This is a genomic window from Corynebacterium sp. HMSC062E11 (assembly GCF_001811845.1).
Taxonomy (GTDB): domain Bacteria; phylum Actinomycetota; class Actinomycetes; order Mycobacteriales; family Mycobacteriaceae; genus Corynebacterium; species Corynebacterium hesseae.
In genome coordinates this window covers 139,744-159,655 of the sequence record NZ_KV806816.1, presented here as the reverse complement: position 1 = coordinate 159,655, position 19,912 = coordinate 139,744, and the positions used below count along the sequence as shown (strand labels likewise).

Annotated in this window: 20 protein-coding genes; 9 read left to right on the top strand and 11 right to left on the bottom strand. The window is 63.5% G+C overall.

All coding sequences use genetic code 11. The features are described from left to right. The first annotated feature begins 8 nt into the window (after positions 1-8). Entirely contained in the window at positions 9-647 is a 639-nt protein-coding gene (locus HMPREF2822_RS08985; protein WP_010188464.1) for a LuxR C-terminal-related transcriptional regulator, read from the top strand. On the opposite strand, the gene HMPREF2822_RS08980 is transcribed toward HMPREF2822_RS08985, so the two are convergent. Beyond that, positions 644-961: a histone-like nucleoid-structuring protein Lsr2 gene (locus HMPREF2822_RS08980; protein WP_070523909.1), complete on the bottom strand. Its 318-nt coding sequence runs from the start codon at positions 959-961 to the stop codon at positions 644-646. The genes HMPREF2822_RS08985 and HMPREF2822_RS08980 overlap by 4 nt on opposite strands. A gap of 195 nt (positions 962-1,156) precedes the next feature. Beyond that, positions 1,157-1,789 carry a DUF6474 family protein gene (locus tag HMPREF2822_RS08975; protein ID WP_070523907.1) on the bottom strand — a complete coding sequence of 211 codons (633 nt, stop codon included), beginning with the start codon at positions 1,787-1,789 and terminating at the stop codon, positions 1,157-1,159. Between the two features lie 75 nt (positions 1,790-1,864). Here HMPREF2822_RS08975 and HMPREF2822_RS08970 point away from each other — a divergent pair, with 75 nt between their 5' ends. Further along, positions 1,865-3,301 carry a TM0106 family RecB-like putative nuclease gene (locus HMPREF2822_RS08970; protein ID WP_198530971.1) on the top strand — a complete coding sequence of 479 codons (1,437 nt, stop codon included), beginning with the start codon at positions 1,865-1,867 and terminating at the stop codon, positions 3,299-3,301. Between the two features lie 129 nt (positions 3,302-3,430). On the opposite strand, the gene HMPREF2822_RS08965 is transcribed toward HMPREF2822_RS08970, so the two are convergent. Beyond that, positions 3,431-4,723, bottom strand: a complete 1,293-nt coding sequence (locus tag HMPREF2822_RS08965) for a copper oxidase (RefSeq protein WP_070523904.1) — start codon at positions 4,721-4,723, stop codon at positions 3,431-3,433. An 11-nt stretch (positions 4,724-4,734) separates the two neighbouring features. Continuing rightward, positions 4,735-5,886, bottom strand: a complete 1,152-nt coding sequence (locus HMPREF2822_RS08960; protein WP_070523901.1) for an MFS transporter — start codon at positions 5,884-5,886, stop codon at positions 4,735-4,737. A 70-nt stretch (positions 5,887-5,956) separates the two neighbouring features. Here HMPREF2822_RS08960 and HMPREF2822_RS08955 point away from each other — a divergent pair, with 70 nt between their 5' ends. After that, positions 5,957-6,853: a LysR family transcriptional regulator gene (locus HMPREF2822_RS08955; protein ID WP_070523897.1), complete on the top strand. Its 897-nt coding sequence runs from the start codon at positions 5,957-5,959 to the stop codon at positions 6,851-6,853. A gap of 421 nt (positions 6,854-7,274) precedes the next feature. On the opposite strand, the gene HMPREF2822_RS08950 is transcribed toward HMPREF2822_RS08955, so the two are convergent. Beyond that, positions 7,275-7,877 (bottom strand): superoxide dismutase, encoded by a 603-nt coding sequence (locus HMPREF2822_RS08950; RefSeq protein WP_070523894.1) that lies wholly within the window; start codon positions 7,875-7,877, stop codon positions 7,275-7,277. A 165-nt stretch (positions 7,878-8,042) separates the two neighbouring features. Here HMPREF2822_RS08950 and msrA point away from each other — a divergent pair, with 165 nt between their 5' ends. Next, positions 8,043-8,693, top strand: coding sequence for a peptide-methionine (S)-S-oxide reductase MsrA (gene msrA / locus HMPREF2822_RS08945; RefSeq protein ID WP_070523890.1), 651 nt, complete (start codon positions 8,043-8,045; stop codon positions 8,691-8,693). A 24-nt stretch (positions 8,694-8,717) separates the two neighbouring features. Here msrA and HMPREF2822_RS08940 read toward each other — a convergent pair whose 3' ends face one another. After that, a complete protein-coding gene (locus tag HMPREF2822_RS08940; RefSeq protein WP_070523887.1) occupies positions 8,718-10,559 on the bottom strand; it encodes an alpha/beta-hydrolase family protein in 1,842 nt (613 codons plus the stop codon). Positions 10,560-10,699: 140 nt separating this feature from the next. On the opposite strand from HMPREF2822_RS08940, the gene HMPREF2822_RS08935 reads away from it, so the two are divergent. Genes HMPREF2822_RS08935 through HMPREF2822_RS08925 form a run of 3 tightly spaced genes read left to right on the top strand, consistent with a single transcriptional unit; the run spans position 10,700 to position 13,302 of the window. After that, on the top strand, positions 10,700-11,647 hold the full coding sequence (locus tag HMPREF2822_RS08935) for an L-lactate dehydrogenase (RefSeq protein ID WP_070523884.1): 948 nt from the start codon (positions 10,700-10,702) through the stop codon (positions 11,645-11,647). Continuing rightward, positions 11,647-12,351 carry a glycerophosphodiester phosphodiesterase family protein gene (locus tag HMPREF2822_RS08930; protein WP_070523881.1) on the top strand — a complete coding sequence of 235 codons (705 nt, stop codon included), beginning with the start codon at positions 11,647-11,649 and terminating at the stop codon, positions 12,349-12,351. Before HMPREF2822_RS08935 ends, HMPREF2822_RS08930 begins: the two co-directional genes overlap by 1 nt. A gap of 21 nt (positions 12,352-12,372) precedes the next feature. Next, a complete protein-coding gene (locus HMPREF2822_RS08925) occupies positions 12,373-13,302 on the top strand; it encodes a DUF5926 family protein (protein WP_070523878.1) in 930 nt (309 codons plus the stop codon). Between the two features lie 108 nt (positions 13,303-13,410). On the opposite strand, the gene HMPREF2822_RS08920 is transcribed toward HMPREF2822_RS08925, so the two are convergent. The 3 genes from HMPREF2822_RS08920 to HMPREF2822_RS08910 form a co-directional block, all read right to left on the bottom strand. After that, entirely contained in the window at positions 13,411-14,700 is a 1,290-nt protein-coding gene (locus tag HMPREF2822_RS08920) for an LCP family protein (RefSeq protein WP_070523934.1), read from the bottom strand. 206 nt (positions 14,701-14,906) lie between these two features. Beyond that, complete coding sequence (locus tag HMPREF2822_RS08915; RefSeq protein WP_070523875.1) at positions 14,907-15,605, bottom strand: CPBP family intramembrane glutamic endopeptidase; 699 nt, start codon at positions 15,603-15,605, stop codon at positions 14,907-14,909. Continuing rightward, positions 15,602-16,747 carry an amidase gene (locus tag HMPREF2822_RS08910; protein ID WP_070523872.1) on the bottom strand — a complete coding sequence of 382 codons (1,146 nt, stop codon included), beginning with the start codon at positions 16,745-16,747 and terminating at the stop codon, positions 15,602-15,604. Before HMPREF2822_RS08910 ends, HMPREF2822_RS08915 begins: the two co-directional genes overlap by 4 nt. A gap of 41 nt (positions 16,748-16,788) precedes the next feature. Between HMPREF2822_RS08910 and pheA the strand changes: the two genes are divergently transcribed. Together pheA and HMPREF2822_RS08900 are read left to right on the top strand one after the other, a co-directional pair. Further along, on the top strand, positions 16,789-17,694 hold the full coding sequence (pheA, locus tag HMPREF2822_RS08905; RefSeq protein ID WP_070523869.1) for a prephenate dehydratase: 906 nt from the start codon (positions 16,789-16,791) through the stop codon (positions 17,692-17,694). Positions 17,695-17,705: 11 nt separating this feature from the next. Further along, entirely contained in the window at positions 17,706-18,353 is a 648-nt protein-coding gene (locus HMPREF2822_RS08900) for a histidine phosphatase family protein (RefSeq protein WP_070523866.1), read from the top strand. A 23-nt stretch (positions 18,354-18,376) separates the two neighbouring features. Here HMPREF2822_RS08900 and HMPREF2822_RS08895 read toward each other — a convergent pair whose 3' ends face one another. Both HMPREF2822_RS08895 and HMPREF2822_RS08890 read right to left on the bottom strand, forming a co-directional pair. Continuing rightward, positions 18,377-18,724, bottom strand: a complete 348-nt coding sequence (locus HMPREF2822_RS08895; protein WP_070523864.1) for a metallopeptidase family protein — start codon at positions 18,722-18,724, stop codon at positions 18,377-18,379. Positions 18,725-18,754: 30 nt separating this feature from the next. Continuing rightward, positions 18,755-19,885: a septum formation family protein gene (locus tag HMPREF2822_RS08890; protein ID WP_070523861.1), complete on the bottom strand. Its 1,131-nt coding sequence runs from the start codon at positions 19,883-19,885 to the stop codon at positions 18,755-18,757. Positions 19,886-19,912: the final 27 nt, after the last annotated feature.

Genomic DNA, 19,912 nt, shown 5'->3' with positions numbered 1-19,912 from the left:
GGAAGCCCGTGATTAGGGTCTTGCTTGCCGACGACCATGAGATCGTGCGCCTAGGTTTACGCTCGGTGCTCGAGGGGGCTGAGGACATCGAGGTTGTGGGCGAAGTCGCTACGGCCGAAGCCGCTGTGTCCGCAGCCCAAGCGGGTGGCATCGATGTTCTCCTCATGGACCTGCGTTTTGGTGCGGGGATCGAGGGCACACGCGTCATGGGTGGTGCGGAAGCGACCGCCGCTATCCGCTACTCCATGGAGAATCCCCCCAAGGTGCTGGTGGTGACCAATTACGACACTGACGCGGATATCCTCGGCGCAATTGAGGCAGGCGCGGTGGGCTACCTGCTCAAGGACGCGCCGCCGGTAGAGCTGCTCGCGGCGGTGCGCTCGGCGGCGGAAGGTGATTCGGCGCTCTCGCCCGTGGTTGCTGACAAACTGATGACCCGCGTGCGCACGCCGCGCACCTCGCTCACCCCGCGCGAGCTCGAAGTACTGAAGCTGGTCGCGGCGGGTTCCTCAAACCGTGAGATCGGGGTGGAGCTGATGCTGTCGGAGGCGACGGTGAAGTCTCACCTGGTCCACATCTACGACAAATTGGGCGTGCGCTCCCGCACCTCCGCCGTGGCGGCAGCACGCGAGCAGGGCGTTCTTTAAAGGTTGTTGGCGTCGCGGTACGCCAAGATGACGTCGTTGGGGATCTTGCCGCGCTCGGCCACCTCGTAGCCGTGCTTGGCGGCCCACGCGCGGACATCGGCCGGCTTGTAGCGGCGAGTGTCCTTCTTGACCGGGTGGCGGGCAGCCTTCACGAAGGGCTCCAGGGCGGCGTGGAACTTGTCGGCATTCTCCTGCGAGACGTCGAGGAGGTAATCCTTACCGTCAACGCTGAAGCGGATAACGATCACTTCATCTTCGTTGAGGGGCGAATTATCAATATCGTCAAAAAACTGGGTGATTTCGCGGCGTGCCATGTTTCTCCATTCGAGTTCTAAACTGATTCTCCCGCTATTAACTATAGAACGAAAACAAATTCCGTGACGCCGCTAATGTGGGATTTCAAAGAGGGGTTTTGAGCGCGAAAGAAAAAGCCTTCGGGCCGTATATCCTCCACCGTCTAAAAGCGGGGAAGGCAGCGGCCCGAAGGCGTAGAGAATCCGTGCGAGCGGCTATGCGCGCAGCTTGGACTGGATCTCGTCGTTGAGCGAGTCGATCTCACCGGAGATGGAGCGGTGCGCGCGCTGGCGCTGCTGATCGGTCATGTACTCGGCATTGTCGATCGCAGAATCAAGCTCGTTGAGGCGCTCCTTGACGTCGCGCTTGAAACCAGCGGGAAGCTGCGCATCCTTCAGCGAATTGCGGATACCGGCGGTGCGGGCCTTGAGCGGTGCGCCGTGGCCGGAGAAGGAGGCCAGCTGCTCGGCGCTGACGCCGGCCTTCTGCGCGCGCTTCTTCTCAACCTCGCGCTGGGCAACGGTGATGCCGCGGTAAAGCAGAGGCAAAAGAAGGGGTGCTGCGGTGCGCAGGGCGCCGGCATAACGCTTGACATTGTTCTTATTAAAGCGGCCTTCCTTAATGCGCTCGAGTTCCTTCTTGGCCATCTTGTATTCGTGCTTGCGGCGCTTCTTGAGGCCCTTTTCCTCGGACTTGATAAGCGCCTTTTCCTGACGGGCCAATAGCTTTTGCTGGCGGTGCTTGGCCTTATCCGCGGCCTTTACCTCTGCCTTTGCGCGGGTTTTGGCAGCCTTGATCTCGGCGCGGGCCTCACGGCGGGCCTTGCGGATCTTCTTCATAATGCCCATTGAAACGTCCTTAAATAATCCATCTTTAGGGTCTCGCTACAACTCTAGCAAGGTGGTCTACTAAGCTCACCTGCTGTGAAGGATGTGCTCGTCGCCACGGATCTTGTGGGCTGCCGTTATCGCTTGGTGCAGCGCCGCGCGCATCCCGAGATCCCACGCACCGCGGTGAGCCAAGCTCGGGCGGAGCGCCACGCCGCGGCTATCGATGCCGCGCTCGCTCGCCTTCCCAAGAAGGGCCCTGGCCGTTTCCGCCGGATTGATCTGGAGGGGGATGATTTCGAGCGGGCGCTTGCCACGCTGGAGGCCCTAGCTCACGGTTACACGCACATCACCAACGCCGTCTTTTCCACCGAAGAGTGGATGGTGCGCGTGGAGCTTCTGGTTCGGGATGGTGATAAGTACAGCCCCGTTATCGTCTCGGATCACCGCGTGGCCCGCCCACACGAGGGTGCGCGAACGCTGGTTGTCCCCACGCATCGCTTGGGGTTGAGTGAGCCGCTGCCGGCGAAATACAAGATTAAGCATCACGCCGTCGATGGCTACCGTTTAGCCCTGGCCGCGCGGGGTTTGGAGGACGTCGGCCTGAATTCTGGCAGGGGTGCGGCGATTGGGCAGGACCGCGGTCAGGCTTTTGTCACGGATACCTCGCGCTTCGGCATCGATGAGGCGCTCGTACAGCCGCTTCCCGCTGGGCCGCGCCGCGTCAAGGAGTGCGCCTCCTGCCGCTTTTGGCCCTTGTGTAAGCAAGAGCTGGAGGCCCGGGATGATATCTCCCTCTTCTTGCCGGGCGACCGCGCTAACCCCTACCGCGAGCGCGGTATCACGACGGTGCAGGGGCTTATCGACGCCTCCCTCGGCGCCCCCTCCGCCCTCGCTGCTGCGTGGCGCGAGGGCGTCCCTTTGCTGCGCCGCGACCGGGTTAGCGTTCCTCGCGCGGATGTGGAAGTCGACGTCGATATGGAGGCCTACCTGGATCAAGGTGCCTACCTGTGGGGCGCGCTCCTGGACGGCGAGTACCACCCCTTTGTGACCTGGGATCCGCTGGGAGGGCGGGCCGAGGCGGAGAATTTCGCCGAGTTTTGGGAGTGGCTCATGGGGGTGCGCGCTGACGCGCATGCAGCGGGCAAGACCTTCGCGGCCTATTGCTACTCCGCCCACGGCGAAAACCATTGGATGCGCAGGTCCGCCCAGCGCTTCTCCTCCCCGAGCCTGGAGGAGGTCGAGGAATTCATCTCCTCAGAGGAATGGGTGGACATGTTCGTCCACGTCAAGCGCAGTTTCGCCGGCACTGCGGGCCTGGGGCTGAAAACCGTGGCGCCCGTCGCTGGCTTTGAATGGCCGGAAGAGTTCGATGGCGAGGAATCCGTCAATGCCCGCCGAGCCGCCCTCGCCGGTGACACGGACGCGCGTGCGCAGATTCTGCGCTATAACGCCGGCGATGTGCGCGCGACCCATGCCGTCCGCGAGTGGATGTCTCACGGCGCGCCGGGAGTGCCATCCCTCGAGCCCTAGCTTCTCCCTGCCCTCCCGTGTGCAAGTCCCCAGACCTGAAACCCGCAACCTGCCCAGGTAGGCGTCGCCAAGCGCTTGCCGACGCCCCACCACCCACCCCAGGAGGTTGCGGGTTTCAGGTCTGGGGATCTACAGGATGAGGCTGAGTCCGCCGAGGATGATGAGCACCGCAAGGGCCACCCACACCTGGTCCCAGTCCGTGGTGGTCGTGGGCGCTGGGCCTTCGGCCTTCTTGAGGAGCACGGCTTTCTGAGCCTTGACCGCGCGAGCGGTGAGTACAGGGATGATGGCCATGGAACCGAGGCAGAGCAGGGAGGCGGCAACCATTGTGAGGGAACTGGAGGTGGCCAGCCACAGGGCAAGCCCGCCGTTGATGAAGACCGAGCGCCCCAGCCCCCAGCGGTTGTATTCGCGCAGGCCCGCCCGCACCGCTGAAGGGCCGCCGCCCATCGTGGTGGGCAGCATATAGCCCATGACGCCGATGAGCAGTTGGGCGCCAAACCCTACGACGAGCGCGAGCATGGGAATCTGTGGCTCGCTGGAGAAGAAATGCTGGGTGGTGTAATACACCAGGCTGCCGAGCAACCAGAAGCAGGAAAAGAGCACAGATAGCGCCGGGAAGGTGATGCGCCCGCGTGGTTCTCGGAACACGGTGAGGGCATTGAGCAGCCAGCTCTGCAGGCTGAGCACCCAGCCGACGCAGTAGACGATCAGACCCGCTTGCGGTACATTCCACGCGCTGCCGATCACGGTGGTCACCACGCCCAGCGCCAGCAGTGTGAAGCTTAGGCTCATGTGTGGGTTGATTCCCTTGGTGCGCCAGATAGATGGGAACAAGATGGTGAGTGAACCGGCGGCTGCGAGGCCGACGAAACCGCCGATGTTGGCGGCAACGTGTGCAATGAGCAGGCGCGGATGGGAAGGGTGTGTGGCGAGGAATGCGCCAAGAGTAGCGCCCACGGCAAGGAAGAAGGCCGAGGCCACATAAGCTGCGACGACGGGGCGGAATCGTTTGGATTCCGCGCGGCGCCACAAAGCAAAGAGGGCCAAACCATGCCAAGACACCGCAAGAGCGACAAGCGTGGCACCTATCTGTGTGAGCACCCAGTGGTGGCCCCAATATTCACTGAGGATTTGGCCCACGAGGGTGAGGATAACGCCGGCATTCTGCAGATAAATCCGCGCGAGCTGGCGAGGGCGGGCCGACATCGGAACTTTGAGCTGCACGAACTTTTCGGTGAGGTGCTGGGACCACACCACGATGCTGTTGCTGAGGATGCCCAGGGTGAAGAGATGGATGAGGACCCAGCGGTAGTTTGGGATAAGGGTGTGGGTTGCGCCGGCGAGAAGAAAAACCATCATCCACAGGCTGACCGGGCGGGATGCTTTCCTGTGCCATGTGCGCGGCGACCACTTATCCATAAAACACGAGTTTATCCGGTTTTTCTCACAACCCAACTCAATACCGCGATGCCCGCGGCGAGGGCGGTGTAGACGGCGATGAAGCCGGTCCACGACAAGGAATCAAAGAGCACACCGGCCAGCGCGCCCAGGATGGAGCTGCCCAGGTAATAGAAGAAGACGTAGAGGCTGGAGGCCTCCGCGCGGTCGTGAGTAGCGATATGCCCCACCCACCCCGAGGCCGTGGAGTGCGCGGCAAAAAAGCCGATGGTGAATAACACGATGCCGAGCAGGGTGGGGATTAAAGAGCCCATGCATAGCGCGATGCCCACGGCAAAAAGCAGGCACGATAGGAGCAGCGTGTTGGCGTGGCCTACTTGTGAGACCAGCCGGCCGGCGCGCGCCGAGGACCACGTGCCGGTGAGGTAGAAGAGGAAGACCAAGCCGGCCAAACCGGGCGCGAGGTGGAAGTGGTTGATGAGCCTAAATGCCAGGAAATTATAGAGGGACACGAAGGTGCCCATGGCCACGAAGGCCACGATGAACAAGGGGATGAGGCGGGTATCCCGGGCATGGCGGAAGATGGCTCGCAGCTCCGAGCGGAAGTGGATTTCCTTCGGGGTGAAATTCTGCTGGTAGGGCAGCAAAATAGCGGCGATGATGGCGAGGATGAGCGTGACCAAGCTGGAGCCGGCCAGGGCCCAGCGCCAGGAGGTGAGCTCGAGAAGCCCGGTGGGGATGAGGCGGCCGGTTAGCCCACCGATGGTGGTGCCGGCGATGTACAGCCCCATGGCCCGGGCGACGTAGGAGCTTTCGAGCTCCTCCGAAATCCAGGCCATGGCGGTAGCGGGTGCGCCGGCGATGACCGCTCCCTGGAGCGCGCGGGTGGCGATGAGAATCTCTGGATTGGGGGCAAGCGGCACGAGCATGCCGATGAGCGTGGCCGCGATGGTGGAAACAAGCAGCAGTTTTCCGCGGCCGATGCGCTCGGAGATGATGGACACGGGGATGACACAAATGGCCAGCGCACCGGTGGCCGCGGAGATGGTCATGGCGGCTTCGGTGGGGGACATGCCCATGTCCTCCACCAAGGTGGGCAGCATGGCTTGGGTGGGATAGAGGCAAGAAAAAATTGCCAGGCCCACGAAGAGCATGGCAATGGTGGCGCGCCGCGTTCTGGTCATGCATCAAGCATGGCCTAGCGCGGATTATGTGTAAAATGTCCGAAAGTTACTTAAAGCATGCGAGGTGTGCATGAATCTGGAAGATGTGCGCGGCGTGGTCGCGGTGGCGGACCATGGGCTCGTCGGCGCGGCTGCCGACGCCCTCGGGCTTTCTCAATCCGCGCTGACCCGCCGCGTGCAGCGCATCGAGGCGGAGGTGGGGGCCAGCCTCTTCGAGCGCAGCGGCCGGCGCCTGCGGCTGAATGCCCGCGGCCAGGCATTCGTGGAACACGCTCGGCGGATGTTGATGTCCGAAGCTGCCGCGCGCGATACCGTGTCCCGCCTCATGGATCCGGAGCGCGGCACCGTGCGCCTCGACTTCATGCATTCCTTGGGCACGTGGATGGTCCCGGAGCTGCTCAAGGCCTACCGCGCCCAGCATCCCCACGTGGATATCCGTCTGCACCAGGGTGCGGCCCGCGAGCTCGTGGAGAGGGTAGCCGCCGGCGAATCCGACTTGGCGCTGGTCGGCCCCCGCCCTACGGCCCCCGGACCGCTAGGGTGGCACCAGCTCAAACTGCAACGCCTCGGTCTAGCGGTTCCGGAAGGTCATTGGGCCGCAGGGCGAGACGGGGTGCGCATGGAAGACTTCCGCGATGAACCCTTCATCGGCATGCTGCCGGGCTATGGAACGCGCATGTTGCTCGACTCCCTAGCGAGCGAGGCCGGCTTCACCCCGCGCCTCGTCTTCGAATCCATGGAGCTCACCACCGTGGCGGGCCTCGTGGCCGCCGGGCTGGGATCGGCTCTGTTGCCACTCGATGACCCCTACCTCAAAGCCCGCAACCCCGTGCCCCTGCAGCCCGCGGCTTACCGCGAGCTGGGCTTGGTGTGGCGCGAAGGCGATGATGCCCCGCCGGTCGAGCACTTCAAGGATTTCGTCGTGGCCCGCACCGCTGAGGGCAGTAGCTTGGTCGAGGCCGACTAGCTGCCGAAGGGAAGCTTAGCGGCCAGAGCAGCGAGCGTCTTCGGGGTAGAGACCTCGTGGGGCAGCCAGGGGATGGTGTGCACCGGTTGGCCCGGCAGTTTCACCGCGAGCAATGCGAGGGCCGCGCCGCGTTGCTCTCTATGACGTTTAAGTGGGGGCAGAAGGGGTGTAGTCCATCACCCTCACGGGTCGCAGATTGCCTTTGCCGAGAGGCCAACTGCCCTACATGACGAAGATCCGCGCGGATCGGCAATGACGGCGTATAACTTTGGCAGCTCGGGCAGTTTCGGCTCGCGCGCCGGGAGCAGGAGTCCTGTGCAAAGGCCTGCAGCTTGTTGAAAACGCGAAACCGCGCTGGGGCCTCAACGAAGAGGCCCCAGCGCGGGATGAAGCTACGTGGCCTTAAAGGAGGCCACAGTGCTTACTTGGTGGCAGCAGCGTAACGCTCGGCAACGTCGTCCCAGTTGAAGACGTTCCATACGGCCTTAACGTAGTCAGCCTTCACGTTCTTGTACTGGAGGTAGAAGGCGTGCTCCCACATATCCAGCATCAGCAGCGGGGTGAAGTTCACGGAGATGTTGCCCTGCTGATCGGTGAGCTGCTCAATAACCAGGCGACCAGCAACGTGGTCATAGCCCAGAACTGCCCAGCCGGAGCCCTGCAGGCCGGTGGCAACGGCGGAGAAGTGAGCCTTGAACTTCTCGAAAGAACCGAAGTCACGGTTAATAGCCTCAGCCAGCTCGCCGGTGGGCTCGCCGCCGCCGTTCGGGGAGAGGTTCTTCCAGAAGATGGAGTGGTTGGTGTGGCCACCCAGGTTGAAGGCCAGGTTCTTGGACAGAGCGCGGATGGCGTCAGCATTAGCCTCGCCGTTGCGCTGCTCCTCCAGAGCCTCGAGCGCAGCGTTAGCGCCAGCAACGTAGCCAGCGTGGTGCTTGGAGTGGTGCAGCTCCATGATCTCAGCGGAGATGTGCGGCTCCAGGGCATCGTATGCGTAGTCGAGTTCCGGAAGTTCGTAAACAGCCATTTGTTTCATCCTTTCTTTGGGGTACGAGGCCCCATGGTAGGGCCCGGATGAGAATTTGGCCACAATAATTTTTCTATGGGAGTCGCCGTGAACAAAAACCTGGATTGCGGGCAGCGCGGCGGAGTATAAGAGGGAGGACAACGCTAAGTGTAAGGAGAACCCAGCATGTTTCTTTTCAGGCCAGAGCCCACGCTGGTGGCGGCTAAGGACGCCCTTCCCGGGCGCGCGGAGCCCGTCTTAGAGGCCCCACAGCCCCACGCGGTGTTAGACACTCCGATTACTGGACCGTGGAAAGAGGGGCAGAGGTCCCTCATCATCGCCATCGGCTGTTTCTGGGGCGCGGAGAAGATGTTCTGGGAAACTGAGGGCGTGGAGTCCACGTCCGTGGGCTATGCGGGCGGCACCACGCCGAATCCCACTTATTATGAGGTCTGTCGCGGGCTGACCAACCATGCGGAGGCTGTCCAGATTACGTATGATCCGCAGCGCGTGAGCTTGCGCGACCTCGTGGTCAAGGCCTTGGAAGCCCACGATCCGACCCAGGGATTCCGCCAGGGCAACGACGTGGGCACGCAGTACCGCTCGGCTTTCTACCCCGAGACCGAAGAGGAACGCGCGGAGATCCAGCAGCTTGTGGATTCCTACGCGGGCAAGCTTGCCGACGCCGGCTTCGGCGCCACCACCACCGAAGTCACCCTCCTCAGTGAGACGGACTCAGGCCAGTACTACCTGGCTGAGGACGAGCACCAGCAGTACCTGCATAAGGTGCCCAATGGCTATTGCCCGCACCACAGCACCGGTGTGAAGTGCGGCTAGAGCTGCTTACGGACGTGAGTCCGGCTAGAGCTGCTTGCGCACATGCGTGCGGAAGTCGGAAGGTTTGTTGAGCTGGTCGCGCTCCACGAAGACCCGCATGCGCTCGGCTAATTCCGGGGTGAGTTGTGTGCGCGTTTGGGATCCGAGGACGGAATCCCAGTACCAGAAGGTTTCCTCGAAGTAGTTGTGCCCGTGGCCGCCCGGCACGTTGAGCGAGTTGATCTGGTCCAGTGCTACCTGCCAGAAGGTGATGAACGGATGCCAGCGCAGGTTGTTAAAAGTATCTGCGTACAAGGTCTGCGGGGTCGGCTCGTGGATCCAGTTGGGGCGGGCATAAATGAGCTTGCTATCCCACCACACGATGGCATCGGAGGCGTGTTGCCCCACCGCTACCCGCGGGCGCTCCCAGGGGCCATAAGGCTCGCCGAAGGCATCGTGCTCCATGTGGGCGGGGACTGCGGCGAAGCGGAGGTGCCGGCCGCCGTCGATAAGCGGCAAGCGCTCCAAGGAGCCGCGTTCGCGGTGCAGGCGCCGCATGAAGCTGGTCATCCGCGGAGGTCCGGTGAAGACCGCACCATCGCAGGCGGCGAGGAGTTCCTCGAGCGTCTCAAAGTTCTCCACGATGGCATAGCAGCCCAGCGACTCGCCGCTGAAATACAACTTGGGGCGGTTGTCCTCAGGGAGGAGCTCGAGGCGGTCATGGACGGCCGCGATGAGCTCGCGCGCAAAGGTGCGGGAGAGGTTCTTGTCCACCAGGTAGGAAAACATGGAAGGCAAGTAGTCGAATTGCAGGGCCACGGTGGCGCAATTGCCCCGCGTGAGGAATTCGTATCCACTGACCGCATAGTTATTGATCCATCCTGAGCCGGAGGGCATTTGCAACACGATCGTGTCGCGGTGGAACGCACCCGTGCGGTCCATCTCCGCCACCGCGTGGCGTGCGGCGGCGTGCGGGCCGCGACCGCGAATGAGTCCGATATAGATGCGAATTGGCTCGTGGGCGCGCTCGAAGTGCATGACCTCCTTGATGTCCTGGGCGCGCGGGCCGCGGTCAAGAAACGCTCTGCCCTGTGAGCCGACGGCCGTCCAAGGCTCATGGGACCAGGGGCTGCCAGAGCGCTCCGGCTCCCACGGCATGGCGGAGCCCGGATATACCAGTTTGTTGAGTGCAAGGCCTTGGACGGAGGCCTTGCGGAGTAGGCGCCGCCACACCATCCGGTCGCTGACCAGGGCTGTGGCGAAGCCGACCGCGCCGCCGGCTAGCGGCCAGGCAATCCACCTGGGCAGCCAGCGCTGGACCTGGAGGGAAAGCTGGGTGACGGTGAGCTGGGCTGCTTCCCCCACAACGAGCAAGGCGCCGTAGCCTGCCGTGCCCACGGCCATGCCCAGTGCTGCGGACTGAGGTCCGCGGTCATTGAGCTTTCCCACGAGCCGGGCTTGCTCCGTCTGATTGCGCAGGGAGCGTATGCCTGCGATGAGCGTGCCAACCCCCAGTGCGTAGTAGGAATAGCGCCGAGTGGTGGGGCCGACGCGGTCCTGGGGGCGGCGGCCAGCGTGGTGCAGCGCGCGCTTGGCAGCGAAGGCCGCGGTGGTCGCGGCGAGGTGTCCAGCGCCTTGGCCGATGGCCACGTTGGCGGCGGTGACCCACCACGGGCGGGGCAAAAGGGAAGGGGAGACGGCTGCCCACGTTGCGACTTCGGCGCCGAAGAGCCCGGGCCACATGTTTTGTGGCAGGCGCCGCCGGCCAGTCATGCGCATGCCGGGCGTGAGATCGCTGATGATCTCCAGGGAAAAGATTGCAGCCTGAAGGCCCGTGCGGGCGGTTCTGAGTGCGATGCGGCGCGCAAGTTGACGCATGCTGGCCATTGAACCAGCTTTAGGTTCGACGTGCAGCGCAGCCTCCATAGATGTCCGATCAGACATAAAAATGTGAGATCGGACTACTGGGTCTGTGAATTCGGGCGCATAACGAGCAAAATTCGGACATTGGGGGCACAATAGGAGGCATGGGAAATCATGTTGGAAACAAAGTAGTACTCATCGGCGCGGGCGACGTTGGAGTTGCTTACGCCTACGCTCTGGTCAACCAGGGAACTGTTGACCACCTGGCCATCATCGACATCGACGAAAAGAAGCTCGAGGGCAACGTCATGGACCTCAACCATGGTGTTGTCTGGGCCCCGTCCCGCACCCGCGTGACCAAGGGCACCTACGAAGACTGCAAGGACGCCTCCATGGTCGTCATCTGCGCCGGCGCCGCTCAGAAGCCCGGCGAGACCCGCCTGCAGCTCGTGGACAAGAACGTCAAGATCATGAACTCCATCGTGGGTGACGTCATGAAGAACGGCTTCGACGGCATCTTCCTGGTCGCCTCCAACCCGGTGGACCTGCTGACCTACGCGGTGTGGAAGGCTTCCGGCTTCCCGCACGAGCGCGTCATCGGCTCCGGCACCGTCCTGGACTCGGCCCGCTACCGCTACATGCTCTCTGAGATGGATGACGTGGCGCCGACCTCCGTCCACGCCTACATCATCGGCGAGCACGGTGACTCCGAGCTGCCGGTCGTCTCCTCCGCCAACATCGCTGGTGTCTCCCTGTCCCACCGTTCTGAGAAGGACCCGGGCTACAACGAGCGCATCGAGAAGATCTTCGAGGACACCCGCGACGCCGCCTACCACATCATCGACGCCAAGGGCTCCACCTCCTACGGCATCGGCATGGCCCTGGCCCGCATCACCCGCGCGGTCATTCAGAACCAGGCTGTCGCACTTCCTGTCTCCGCTTACCTGCAGGGTGAGTACGGCCACGAGGATGTCTTCATCGGCACCCCGGCCATCGTTGACCGCTCCGGCGTCAACCGTGTTATCGAGCTGGCCCTCGATGACCACGAGAAGGAGCGCTTCGAGAACTCCTTCAACACTCTCAACACCATCAAGGAAGAAATCTTCGGCTAGTGAAGATTGTCGCCCACAGGGGATACTCCGGGAAATATCCGGAGCTATCCCCTCTTGCCTTTGAAAAAGCGCTCGAGCTTCCCATTCACGGCATCGAGTGCGATATCCGTCTGAGCAGCGACGGCAAGGTGGTGGTTCACCATGATCCCACCCTGGACCGCACCACGAATGGCTCAGGCCGAGTGTCTCGCATGACATGGGAGGAGCTGCGCCGCCTCAAGATCGGTGGTGGCCAGCGCATGCTGCTTCTCGACGAGCTCCTCGAGATGCTCGGCGATAAGAAGCATCACCTCTACATCGAGACCAAGCATCCCTCGGGGCAGGGCGACATCCTCGAAGAACAGATGGTGCTGCGGTTGCGCTACGCAGGGCTTGTCGACGACCCCCGGATCCACATGATTTCCTTTTCCCACCGGGCCATCCGTCGAATGGCAGCGCTCGCCCCGCATATCGACCGCATATATTTGCGCCGCGATTGGGAGCGCCATTTCAACCGCCCGGACATCCTGTTATCGCAGCCCACGGGCCTAGGCATGTCGCTGCTGCGCGGCAAGCTCCAACCAGGCGCCATTGGTGCGCATGGTCTGCCCACGTACATGTGGACCATCGATAAACCTGAGGATATGAAGTGGGCGTGGGCCAATGGGGTGGATATTCTCGCCACGAACCAGCCGGAAGTGGCCCTGCATGCCATTGAGCTGTAATGAACAGGTAAGTTGTTCAGTATGGCCAAGAAGAAAAAGAAGAACGAACAGCTGCCGGAGGGCATGTCCCGCCGCCAAGCTAAGCTCGCTGCCCGCGCCGCCGAGCGCGCTGCCCTGGAAAAGGACCCCCGCCCCTTCGGTGGGCTCGCCGCTGAGGCTAGCCTCGTCGCCCTGCAGGAATTCGTTCCTTCCGCAACGGCGAAGCTGTCTGTGAAAGGCTTTGACAAGGACGTTTACGTCTCCACCGTGCTGCCCGGTGCTACCGCGGCACTCATCCGTGATGAGGAGTCCGGCGGCGAGGCCTTCGTGGGCCTGCAGGTGCAGTCCCATACGCACAACCCGGGCCGCGACCTAGCTTTCGCCCTGAACTGGGTGAAGAACAACGCGCCGGGTTCCACCCTCGAGTCCACCGCTGCTGATGGCTCCCAGCCGGAGCTCAAGGAGCTGCTTGAGGAAGACGCCGAGCTGGAGATCAACGTCTACCAGGACTTCGCGTGGTGGATGCCGGAAGGCGCGCAGGTCCCGCCGCAGATGGCACAGGCTCTGCAGCGCGCCAACGATTCCGTCATTGAGTCCTACCAGGTAGGCCAGGAGGCCGAGGGCTTTGTGGGTACCGCCTTCTGGGCTAACGCCGGTGGCGGCAAGGCACACATCCGCTGGGTCCGCCCCTGCGATGACGAGAATGCTTTCCTTAACGCCCTCGCGCGCATCGCCGCTCGCGGTGAGCTCAACCTGGGAGAAAACACCAAGTTTGCCGGCGTTTTCCGTACCCACGGCCTCATCGCTCCGGTCTTCGACCTCGATCCGGAGGTTGCGCACGATTCCTACGAGGCAGAGTTGTCTCGCGTGAACAAGGCGCTGGAGGAGGAGATCTCCAACGACGCCAACCTCGACGCCGATGAGCGCAAGCAGCTGCAAAACATCAAGTCCCGTCAGGTGACGCTGCGCTAGTTGCCCTGGCGCCTTCGCCCCCCGAGGCGTGGGTACGAAACGATCAAATAAGGCTCCAAAACCTTGTGGTTTTGGAGCCTTATTTGATCGAAACGACCGGCCGAAGCCTTAGCGCAGGGAGTCCCAGAGCGCTTGGGCTTCGGCGTCGTCCCAGAGGACGACGTTGCCCACGACTGTGTCCTCGAAGCCGCCGATGGGAACCGTCTTCGTCTCCACGCCGGAGGCCATGGATAGCGCCACGCGGGCAAGGTGCCAGACGTGGTCCTTCTCGTTGACGATGAAGGAGTCGGCGGTGTGGTTAACCAGTGAAATTGCCTTGAAGGGGTTGCCAATCGTGGAGAAAGACGTTGCCTTATCCAGCAGTGCGGCGAAGAATTCGCGCTGGCGCTCCACGCGGTCCAAGTCACCCATCGCGGTGGCGCGGGTGCGCACGTAGCCGAGCGCATCCGGCCCGCGGAGCTTCTGGCAGCCCGCTTGGAGGTCGATGCCGGCAAGCGGATCGTTGATGGGCTCCTTGACGCAGATATCCACGCCGCCGACGGAATCCACGACGTTGGCCAAGCCACCCATGCCGATCTCCGCATAGTGGTCGATGTGGAGGCCGGTGGCTTGCTCCACGGTTTGGGTCAGCAGCTGTGGGCCGCCGTAGGTAAAGGCTGCGTTGACCTTGTCCATGCCAAAGCCGGGAACGTCGACATAGCTATCGCGTGGAATGGAGACCAACTGGGCCTTTCCGGATGCGGGAATGTGCAGCAGCATGATGGTATCGGTGCGGCCGACGCCCACATCGCCACCGGTGCCTAGCTCCGCCTGTTGTTCTTCAGTGAGCCCCTGGCGCGAGTCCGAACCTACGAGCAGCCAGTTTGTACCAGAGGTTTGTGCCACCTGCTCGGTGGGCAGGGCATCGATGCGCGTTAAACGCGAATCCGTCCACAGGGTGAAGGCCACCATGAAGACGAGGGCGATGACGACGATCCAGCCCAGGCAACCGAAAGCCTGCTTGGCTGGGTTTACTTTCTTGCGGCGGCTGTGCGGGCGACCTTCGGCACGCCTGCGGGTGGGGGCTTGCGGAGCATAGCTACGCGGTGGGGCTTCCGGGGTGTACCGATTGGCGCGGACAGCAGGCTGTTGCGAAGGTACGCTCCGGCGGGGCGCTGGGCGCGCAGGGGAGCGCTGGGCCATGTAGGCGTCGACGTCGAAGCGGGTCTCCTCCGGCCGGGAACGCCGCGCGCTGGGGCGCTGAGCGCGGGAGGATGAATGCGCAGGATTAGCTTGCTGCGCGGATGGGCGGCGGCGCACCGGTCGGCCGTAGCGATCGCGCAAGGGCTGCCCGTCGGCACCAAGGACGAACTCGCCAGCGTCATCACCGGCCGCGTGTGAGCCGCGTGGGCTGGCCATGTTCCGGGGGCGGGAAGGGCCTGCAGAGCTAGCGGAGCCCGCGCGGCGAGGTCTGCCGTGGGGCTCGCCGGCACGGCGGGCTTCGCGCTCTGGATCGCGTCCTTGGTAGGTCATGGGGAACACTGTACCGCGAAACAACTTCTGCCCCACCTATCACACAGGGGGCGGTAGCTGTCTTTTCGCTGTGGCTTGCTGATAGCTCTTATTTAAGCGCCGAAGAGGAGGGCGTAGCCGACGAAAGCGATGGCGTCGATAAGAAAGTGCGCGATGACCAACGGCCACACCTTGCCCGTGCGGTGGAAGTACCAGCCATAGACCACGCCCATGATGATATTGCCGAAGCCCGCGGAAACACCCTGGTAAAGGTGATAAGAGCCGCGCAGGATGGAGGAAGCCGCCAGCGTTGCGGGCAGGGCCCACCCAGACTGCTTAAGTCTGGTCATGAACCAGTACACCACCACCAGCTCCTCCGCCCAGGCATTAGCAAAGGACTTGATGAGCAGCACGGGAATCTCAATCCACGTATCGAAGGCTCCCGGGACGACCTCCTTGGTCCAGCCGAAGTGCAGCGCTATGTAATACAGCGCCAGACCCGGCAGACCGATTACCGCCGCCAACGCCGCGCCATGCAGGCCATCCCGCCACTGCGGGCGGGGTGGAGAGGAAATCAAGTACAGAGCAAGCGCTCCCCACGCGAAGAGCACCGCGGCACTGCACAGCTGGAAGGCGAGGTCGAGCAACGTAGTCGCTGACTGCGAAGCGTTGATGGTGACCGATTGCTCATTGAGCGGCGCCGGGTTGAGCAGGGAATCGGTCAGGCGCAGCGCGGCGCGCACGCCCGAGATACCAAACGTAATGGTCAGGACGATGAGGATCTCCGCGCGCAGGCGTGAGCGCGCGATCATGGGTGAAGCACCTGGGCGAGGCCGAGGAGGGAGGAGTCGTCAAGCGTGATTGACCCTAAGTGCACGCCCACCGGCGGATGATCGCGCACCGGCCACGGCACGGAAATAGCGGGCAGTTGTGCCACGTTGAACAGCGAGCCCCACGGAGACCACCGCGTTTGCTCTTCGAAGTTGGCCTGGTGATCCAGCGCCAGGAAATGCCCGCGCCGCGGCGGATCGAAAGCCAGCATGGGACTCAAGACGGCATCCACGTCCCATTCCTGGGCCAGCATCTCCGGCAGCTGGGCGGCATGGGCGCGGGCCGCGGCGAATTCGGAATCCGTTACTAGCCGGCCCTTCGCGCGAATCCACTCCGCGTAGCCCTCAGCGAAGTCGAGGCCTGCCAACCTCCGGGTGAAGATGTGTTGGAAGGCCTCAAAGGTGCGGGCAGCTTGAGGGTAGGGAGAGATGGCGACGGTTTCGAAGCCGGCGCCTTCAAAGGAGGCGGTAGCTTCCGCGACCGCGCGCAGCATGTGCGGGGCCACCTCGGTTTTAGCGAAGAGGGGATCCGTCAGCACGCCGATGCGGGCGCGCCGGGCACGCGGGCGAAGGCCGTGCAGCGTTGCGGTATCGGCGATGCTGCGCGTGATGAACCCCTGCACCGAGAGGTCCTCGCCGCCGGGCTTAAACCCGACGACGCCGCAGGCAGCGGCCGGAACGCGGATGGAACCGCCACCGTCGGAAGCATGCGCGGCGCGCAGCAATCCACGCGCCACCTGGACCGCCGCTCCGCCGGAGGAACCGCCTGGCGTATGGCCGGGGTAGAGAGGATTATCCGGGTGGGGCAGGCCGACAGGTTCGGTGTCGACGCGCAGGCCCAGCTCGGGCGCGGCGGACTTGCCGACGACTCGTGCGCCGGCGTCGATAAGCTCTTGCACGAAAGGATCAGTCTCCTCCGCCACGTAGGTGCGCTCGGCATGGCCGAGCGTGGTGGGCATGCCGGCGACGTCGTTGAGATCCTTGGCCGAGAGAATCCACCCGCTCAAGCGCCCGTGTGCCTGTGGCCGGCGCTCGAGATCGAGATACGTGAAGCCGTGCTCAGCAGGGCTCAGGCCCGCTAGATCCTCACGCAGCTTGTCCAGTGTGAACTCGGTTCTCTCCATGGCGGCTCAGTCTAGTAGTTGAGTGGGATAAAGTTGCTGCCATGAGCACCACCATCGCATTCCTCGGGCCCGCCGGAACCTTCACAGAAGCGGCGATGCAGCATTTTGCCGCTGACTTTGATTCCCCCGAGGGCCTTCCGGTGAGCTCGCCGGCCGAGGCGCTGGCGGCGGTGCGCACCGGTACGGCGGACTATGCCTGCGTGGCCATTGAGAACTCCGTGGACGGACCCGTCACGGCTACTTTTGACGCGCTTGCCGACGGCTCCCGGGTCCAGATCTACCGCGAGGTGGACCTGCCGGTGTCCTTCTCCATTCTGGTGCGCCCCGGCAGTTCCGACCGCACAACCTTCTCTACGCATCCTGTGGCCTACCAGCAGGTACGCGGTTGGTTGGAGAAGAACCTGCCGGACGTGGAGTATGTCCCGGCGGCGTCGAATGGCGCGGCGGCGCAGGCCGTGGCACGCGGGGAGGTGGATGTCGCGGCCGCCCCTGCCCGTGCAGCGGAGGTCTTCGGGCTGGACTCGATTGCGGAGAATGTCGCGGACGTTGTCGGGGCCACGACCCGCTTCGTCCTGGTGGGGCCAGCCGGAAAACCGACCGAGCGGACCGGCAACGACAGGACGTCGGTCATCTTCACCCTGCCCAACGAGCCCGGCTCCCTCGTCGGCGCCCTCCAAGAATTCGCGCACCGCGGGGTGGATCTTTCCCGCATCGAATCCCGACCGCTGCGCACCGTCTTCGGTAACTATCGCTTCCACGCCGACCTCATCGGGCACATCGAGGACCAACCGGTGGCGGAGGCTTTGCGGGCGCTGTGGTTGCGCGCGGAGAACGTCGTTTTTGTCGGCTCCTGGCCTTCCGCGGTAAAACTCGGGGAGGGCCCACGGGATTTGGCGCGGCTGAAAGAGGCCGATGACTGGGTAGCGCAGGCGCGCACCGGTCAATAGTGTGGTGAAGCATGACCGGAAGAATCATCCTCCTGCGCCACGGCCAGACCTATTCCAATATTGACCGCATCATGGATACCCGCCCGCCGGGCGCCGAGCTCACCGAGCGCGGCCGCGGCCAGGCGGAAGATGTCGGCCGCGAATTGGCTGAGCTGTGCGCAGGCCGCCGCGTGCGCTTTGTGTGTTCTATTGCCCTGCGCGCCCAGCAGACGGCGATGCTGGCCGCCCGCACATACGGCGAGGCAGCCGATGAGCGCGGCGTTCCGGTGGAAGTGCGCGTGGGCCTGCACGAGGTCTTCGCCGGCGAACATGAAATGAGCGGCAGCGAGGATACCCATCGCGAGTACATGGTGGCGCTGCGCGGCTGGGTCGACGGCGACCCGGAGGCCCGAATGCCGGGCGGGGAAAGCTACGTGGACGTGTTGGGGCGCTACCAGCCTGTGCTGGAGGATCTCGCTGCTGAGCTGGAGGATGATGAAGACATTGTCGTCGTCAGCCACGGCGCCGCCATTCGTGTGGTGACGACGCACGCCTGCGGCGTGGACCCCGATTTTGCTTACACCGGATACATGCCCAACTGCCGCTTTACCCTCATGGAGCCCCAGGGCAAGCCCTTTGGCCAGTGGGTGCTGAGGCGCTGGGCGGATACCGAAGTTTAGTTCATTGCGGCAACGGTAGGCACCTACCCCCAGCCGAGCTCGTGGAGGCGGTGCTCCTCGAAACCAAAGTAGTGCCCGACCTCGTGGAAGACGGTCACCATGACTTCGTGGGCGAGCTCTTCCTCCGAGTTGCTTATCGCCTGCAAAGGCTGCCGGTAGATCGAGATGGTGTCTGGCAGGTGGCCGGTGTGTGAGGCCGTGCGGTGGGTGAGCATTACGCCCTCGTAAAGCCCAAGCAGGTTGGGGTTATCCGGGTGCTCTTCCTCGACGAGGATGACCAGGTTGCGCATCTGATCGACGAAGCGATCCGGGATCTTGTCCAGGGCCTCGCCGACTAATTCCTCGAAGCGTTCCTCGCTGACCTCGTACATGTGCTTACTCCCTGTTGAGCGGACGGGGGTTTATTGGGCCGGTGCCACGGCTTCAGGCGCGGCGGGATCGGCGTTCTGCCCGGCCGGCTGGGCATTCTCGCTGCCCTGCTGGGAGTTCTGCTCGGCTGGCTGGGCATTCGGGTCGCGCAATGGGTTGCGCTTCGGCTGCTCCGTGGGCGGGGCGCCATTGATGCTCAGGGCATCACGGCCGCCCGTGGCAGAGCCGGTGATCTCGGAGAAGTGGCCGTCCTTGATGTGGATCAGCGAGCAATTCACCGAACGGGAGCCTCCCTCCCACGATTCGCGGCTCATCGCGCCCCAGAAAGGCTGCAGCGTGGATTGGTAGAGATTCTCCTCGCCGCCCAGGTAATCCATGGCGTTCTGGGTACACGTTTCGGAGAGGAATTTATCCATCTCTTCATCGCTGGGGTAAGCATCGGGGAACTTCTCTGCCAGGCTGATGACGGACACGGTCTCCATCTGGTGCGGTTCCTGGCACGGCACGGTGCTGACTACCTGTTTGTCATCCACCTTGCGGCATTCGCCGGGCTTGGCGACGATCGCCTGGTCCACCTCGCTGACCTTGCCCGTGGACTCCTGCGGTACGCCGTTGGCGTCGGTAGTCTGCAGGCCGCACAGGAGGGTGCGGTCACCCTGATCCCAGGAACCGGCCGGCGGAAGGATGGAAGCAATGTCGTAGCGTCCGTTGGGATCCCATTTGCCGTTGAGGTAGCTCACCGTGGGGGCCTCGCATAGCTCGTCGCGCAGGGCGTTTTGCCGCGTGACGTCTGGGCGCTTGGCGTTGGGGCCGAACTCGCTGGTGGGGTAGGCGCTGAGATCCTCTCGGGCGGAGACCTCGAAGCGGTGCGGTTTATCGCAGCTGGTCTGCTCAAAACCTGTGGCAGTGCCGTCCGGGGCGATATCCCACGTCACACACGAGCCCGCGGAGGCGGTGGTGAAGGATGCGGCTTCGCCTTCGGAGGAATCAGCGGCCTGGCTACCGTCGGCGCTGGGGGAAGCGGAGTCATGTGCGGCCGAATCGGTGCCAGTTGGCCCGCCACTGAAGAGACCGTAGAACGCCAAGAAGACGGCCGCGGCCACGGCAGCAACGAGGACGACGCGGATGGCGGAGGCGGAGCGCCACGCAGATGAAGTGCTCATAGAACTCTTCATACTACCCCCTCAACG

What these genes read in the sequence shown, in the direction of transcription:
- HMPREF2822_RS08975 (WP_070523907.1), bottom strand. Translation starts at nt 1,789, where the DNA reads ATGGGCATTATGAAGAAGATCCGCAAGGCCCGCCGTGAGGCCCGCGCC.
- HMPREF2822_RS08915 (WP_070523875.1), bottom strand. Translation starts at nt 15,605, where the DNA reads ATGATCGCGCGCTCACGCCTGCGCGCGGAGATCCTCATCGTCCTGACC.
- HMPREF2822_RS08955 (WP_070523897.1), top strand. Translation starts at nt 5,957, where the DNA reads ATGAATCTGGAAGATGTGCGCGGCGTGGTCGCGGTGGCGGACCATGGG.
- HMPREF2822_RS08940 (WP_070523887.1), bottom strand. Translation starts at nt 10,559, where the DNA reads ATGGCCAGCATGCGTCAACTTGCGCGCCGCATCGCACTCAGAACCGCC.
- HMPREF2822_RS08920 (WP_070523934.1), bottom strand. Translation starts at nt 14,700, where the DNA reads ATGGCCAGCCCACGCGGCTCACACGCGGCCGGTGATGACGCTGGCGAG.
- HMPREF2822_RS08935 (WP_070523884.1), top strand. Translation starts at nt 10,700, where the DNA reads ATGGGAAATCATGTTGGAAACAAAGTAGTACTCATCGGCGCGGGCGAC.
- HMPREF2822_RS08900 (WP_070523866.1), top strand. Translation starts at nt 17,706, where the DNA reads ATGACCGGAAGAATCATCCTCCTGCGCCACGGCCAGACCTATTCCAAT.
- msrA (WP_070523890.1), top strand. Translation starts at nt 8,043, where the DNA reads ATGTTTCTTTTCAGGCCAGAGCCCACGCTGGTGGCGGCTAAGGACGCC.
- HMPREF2822_RS08925 (WP_070523878.1), top strand. Translation starts at nt 12,373, where the DNA reads ATGGCCAAGAAGAAAAAGAAGAACGAACAGCTGCCGGAGGGCATGTCC.
- HMPREF2822_RS08890 (WP_070523861.1), bottom strand. Translation starts at nt 19,885, where the DNA reads ATGAGCACTTCATCTGCGTGGCGCTCCGCCTCCGCCATCCGCGTCGTC.
- HMPREF2822_RS08960 (WP_070523901.1), bottom strand. Translation starts at nt 5,886, where the DNA reads ATGACCAGAACGCGGCGCGCCACCATTGCCATGCTCTTCGTGGGCCTG.
- pheA (WP_070523869.1), top strand. Translation starts at nt 16,789, where the DNA reads ATGAGCACCACCATCGCATTCCTCGGGCCCGCCGGAACCTTCACAGAA.
- HMPREF2822_RS08980 (WP_070523909.1), bottom strand. Translation starts at nt 961, where the DNA reads ATGGCACGCCGCGAAATCACCCAGTTTTTTGACGATATTGATAATTCG.
- HMPREF2822_RS08910 (WP_070523872.1), bottom strand. Translation starts at nt 16,747, where the DNA reads ATGGAGAGAACCGAGTTCACACTGGACAAGCTGCGTGAGGATCTAGCG.
- HMPREF2822_RS08965 (WP_070523904.1), bottom strand. Translation starts at nt 4,723, where the DNA reads ATGGATAAGTGGTCGCCGCGCACATGGCACAGGAAAGCATCCCGCCCG.
- HMPREF2822_RS08895 (WP_070523864.1), bottom strand. Translation starts at nt 18,724, where the DNA reads ATGTACGAGGTCAGCGAGGAACGCTTCGAGGAATTAGTCGGCGAGGCC.
- HMPREF2822_RS08950 (WP_070523894.1), bottom strand. Translation starts at nt 7,877, where the DNA reads ATGGCTGTTTACGAACTTCCGGAACTCGACTACGCATACGATGCCCTG.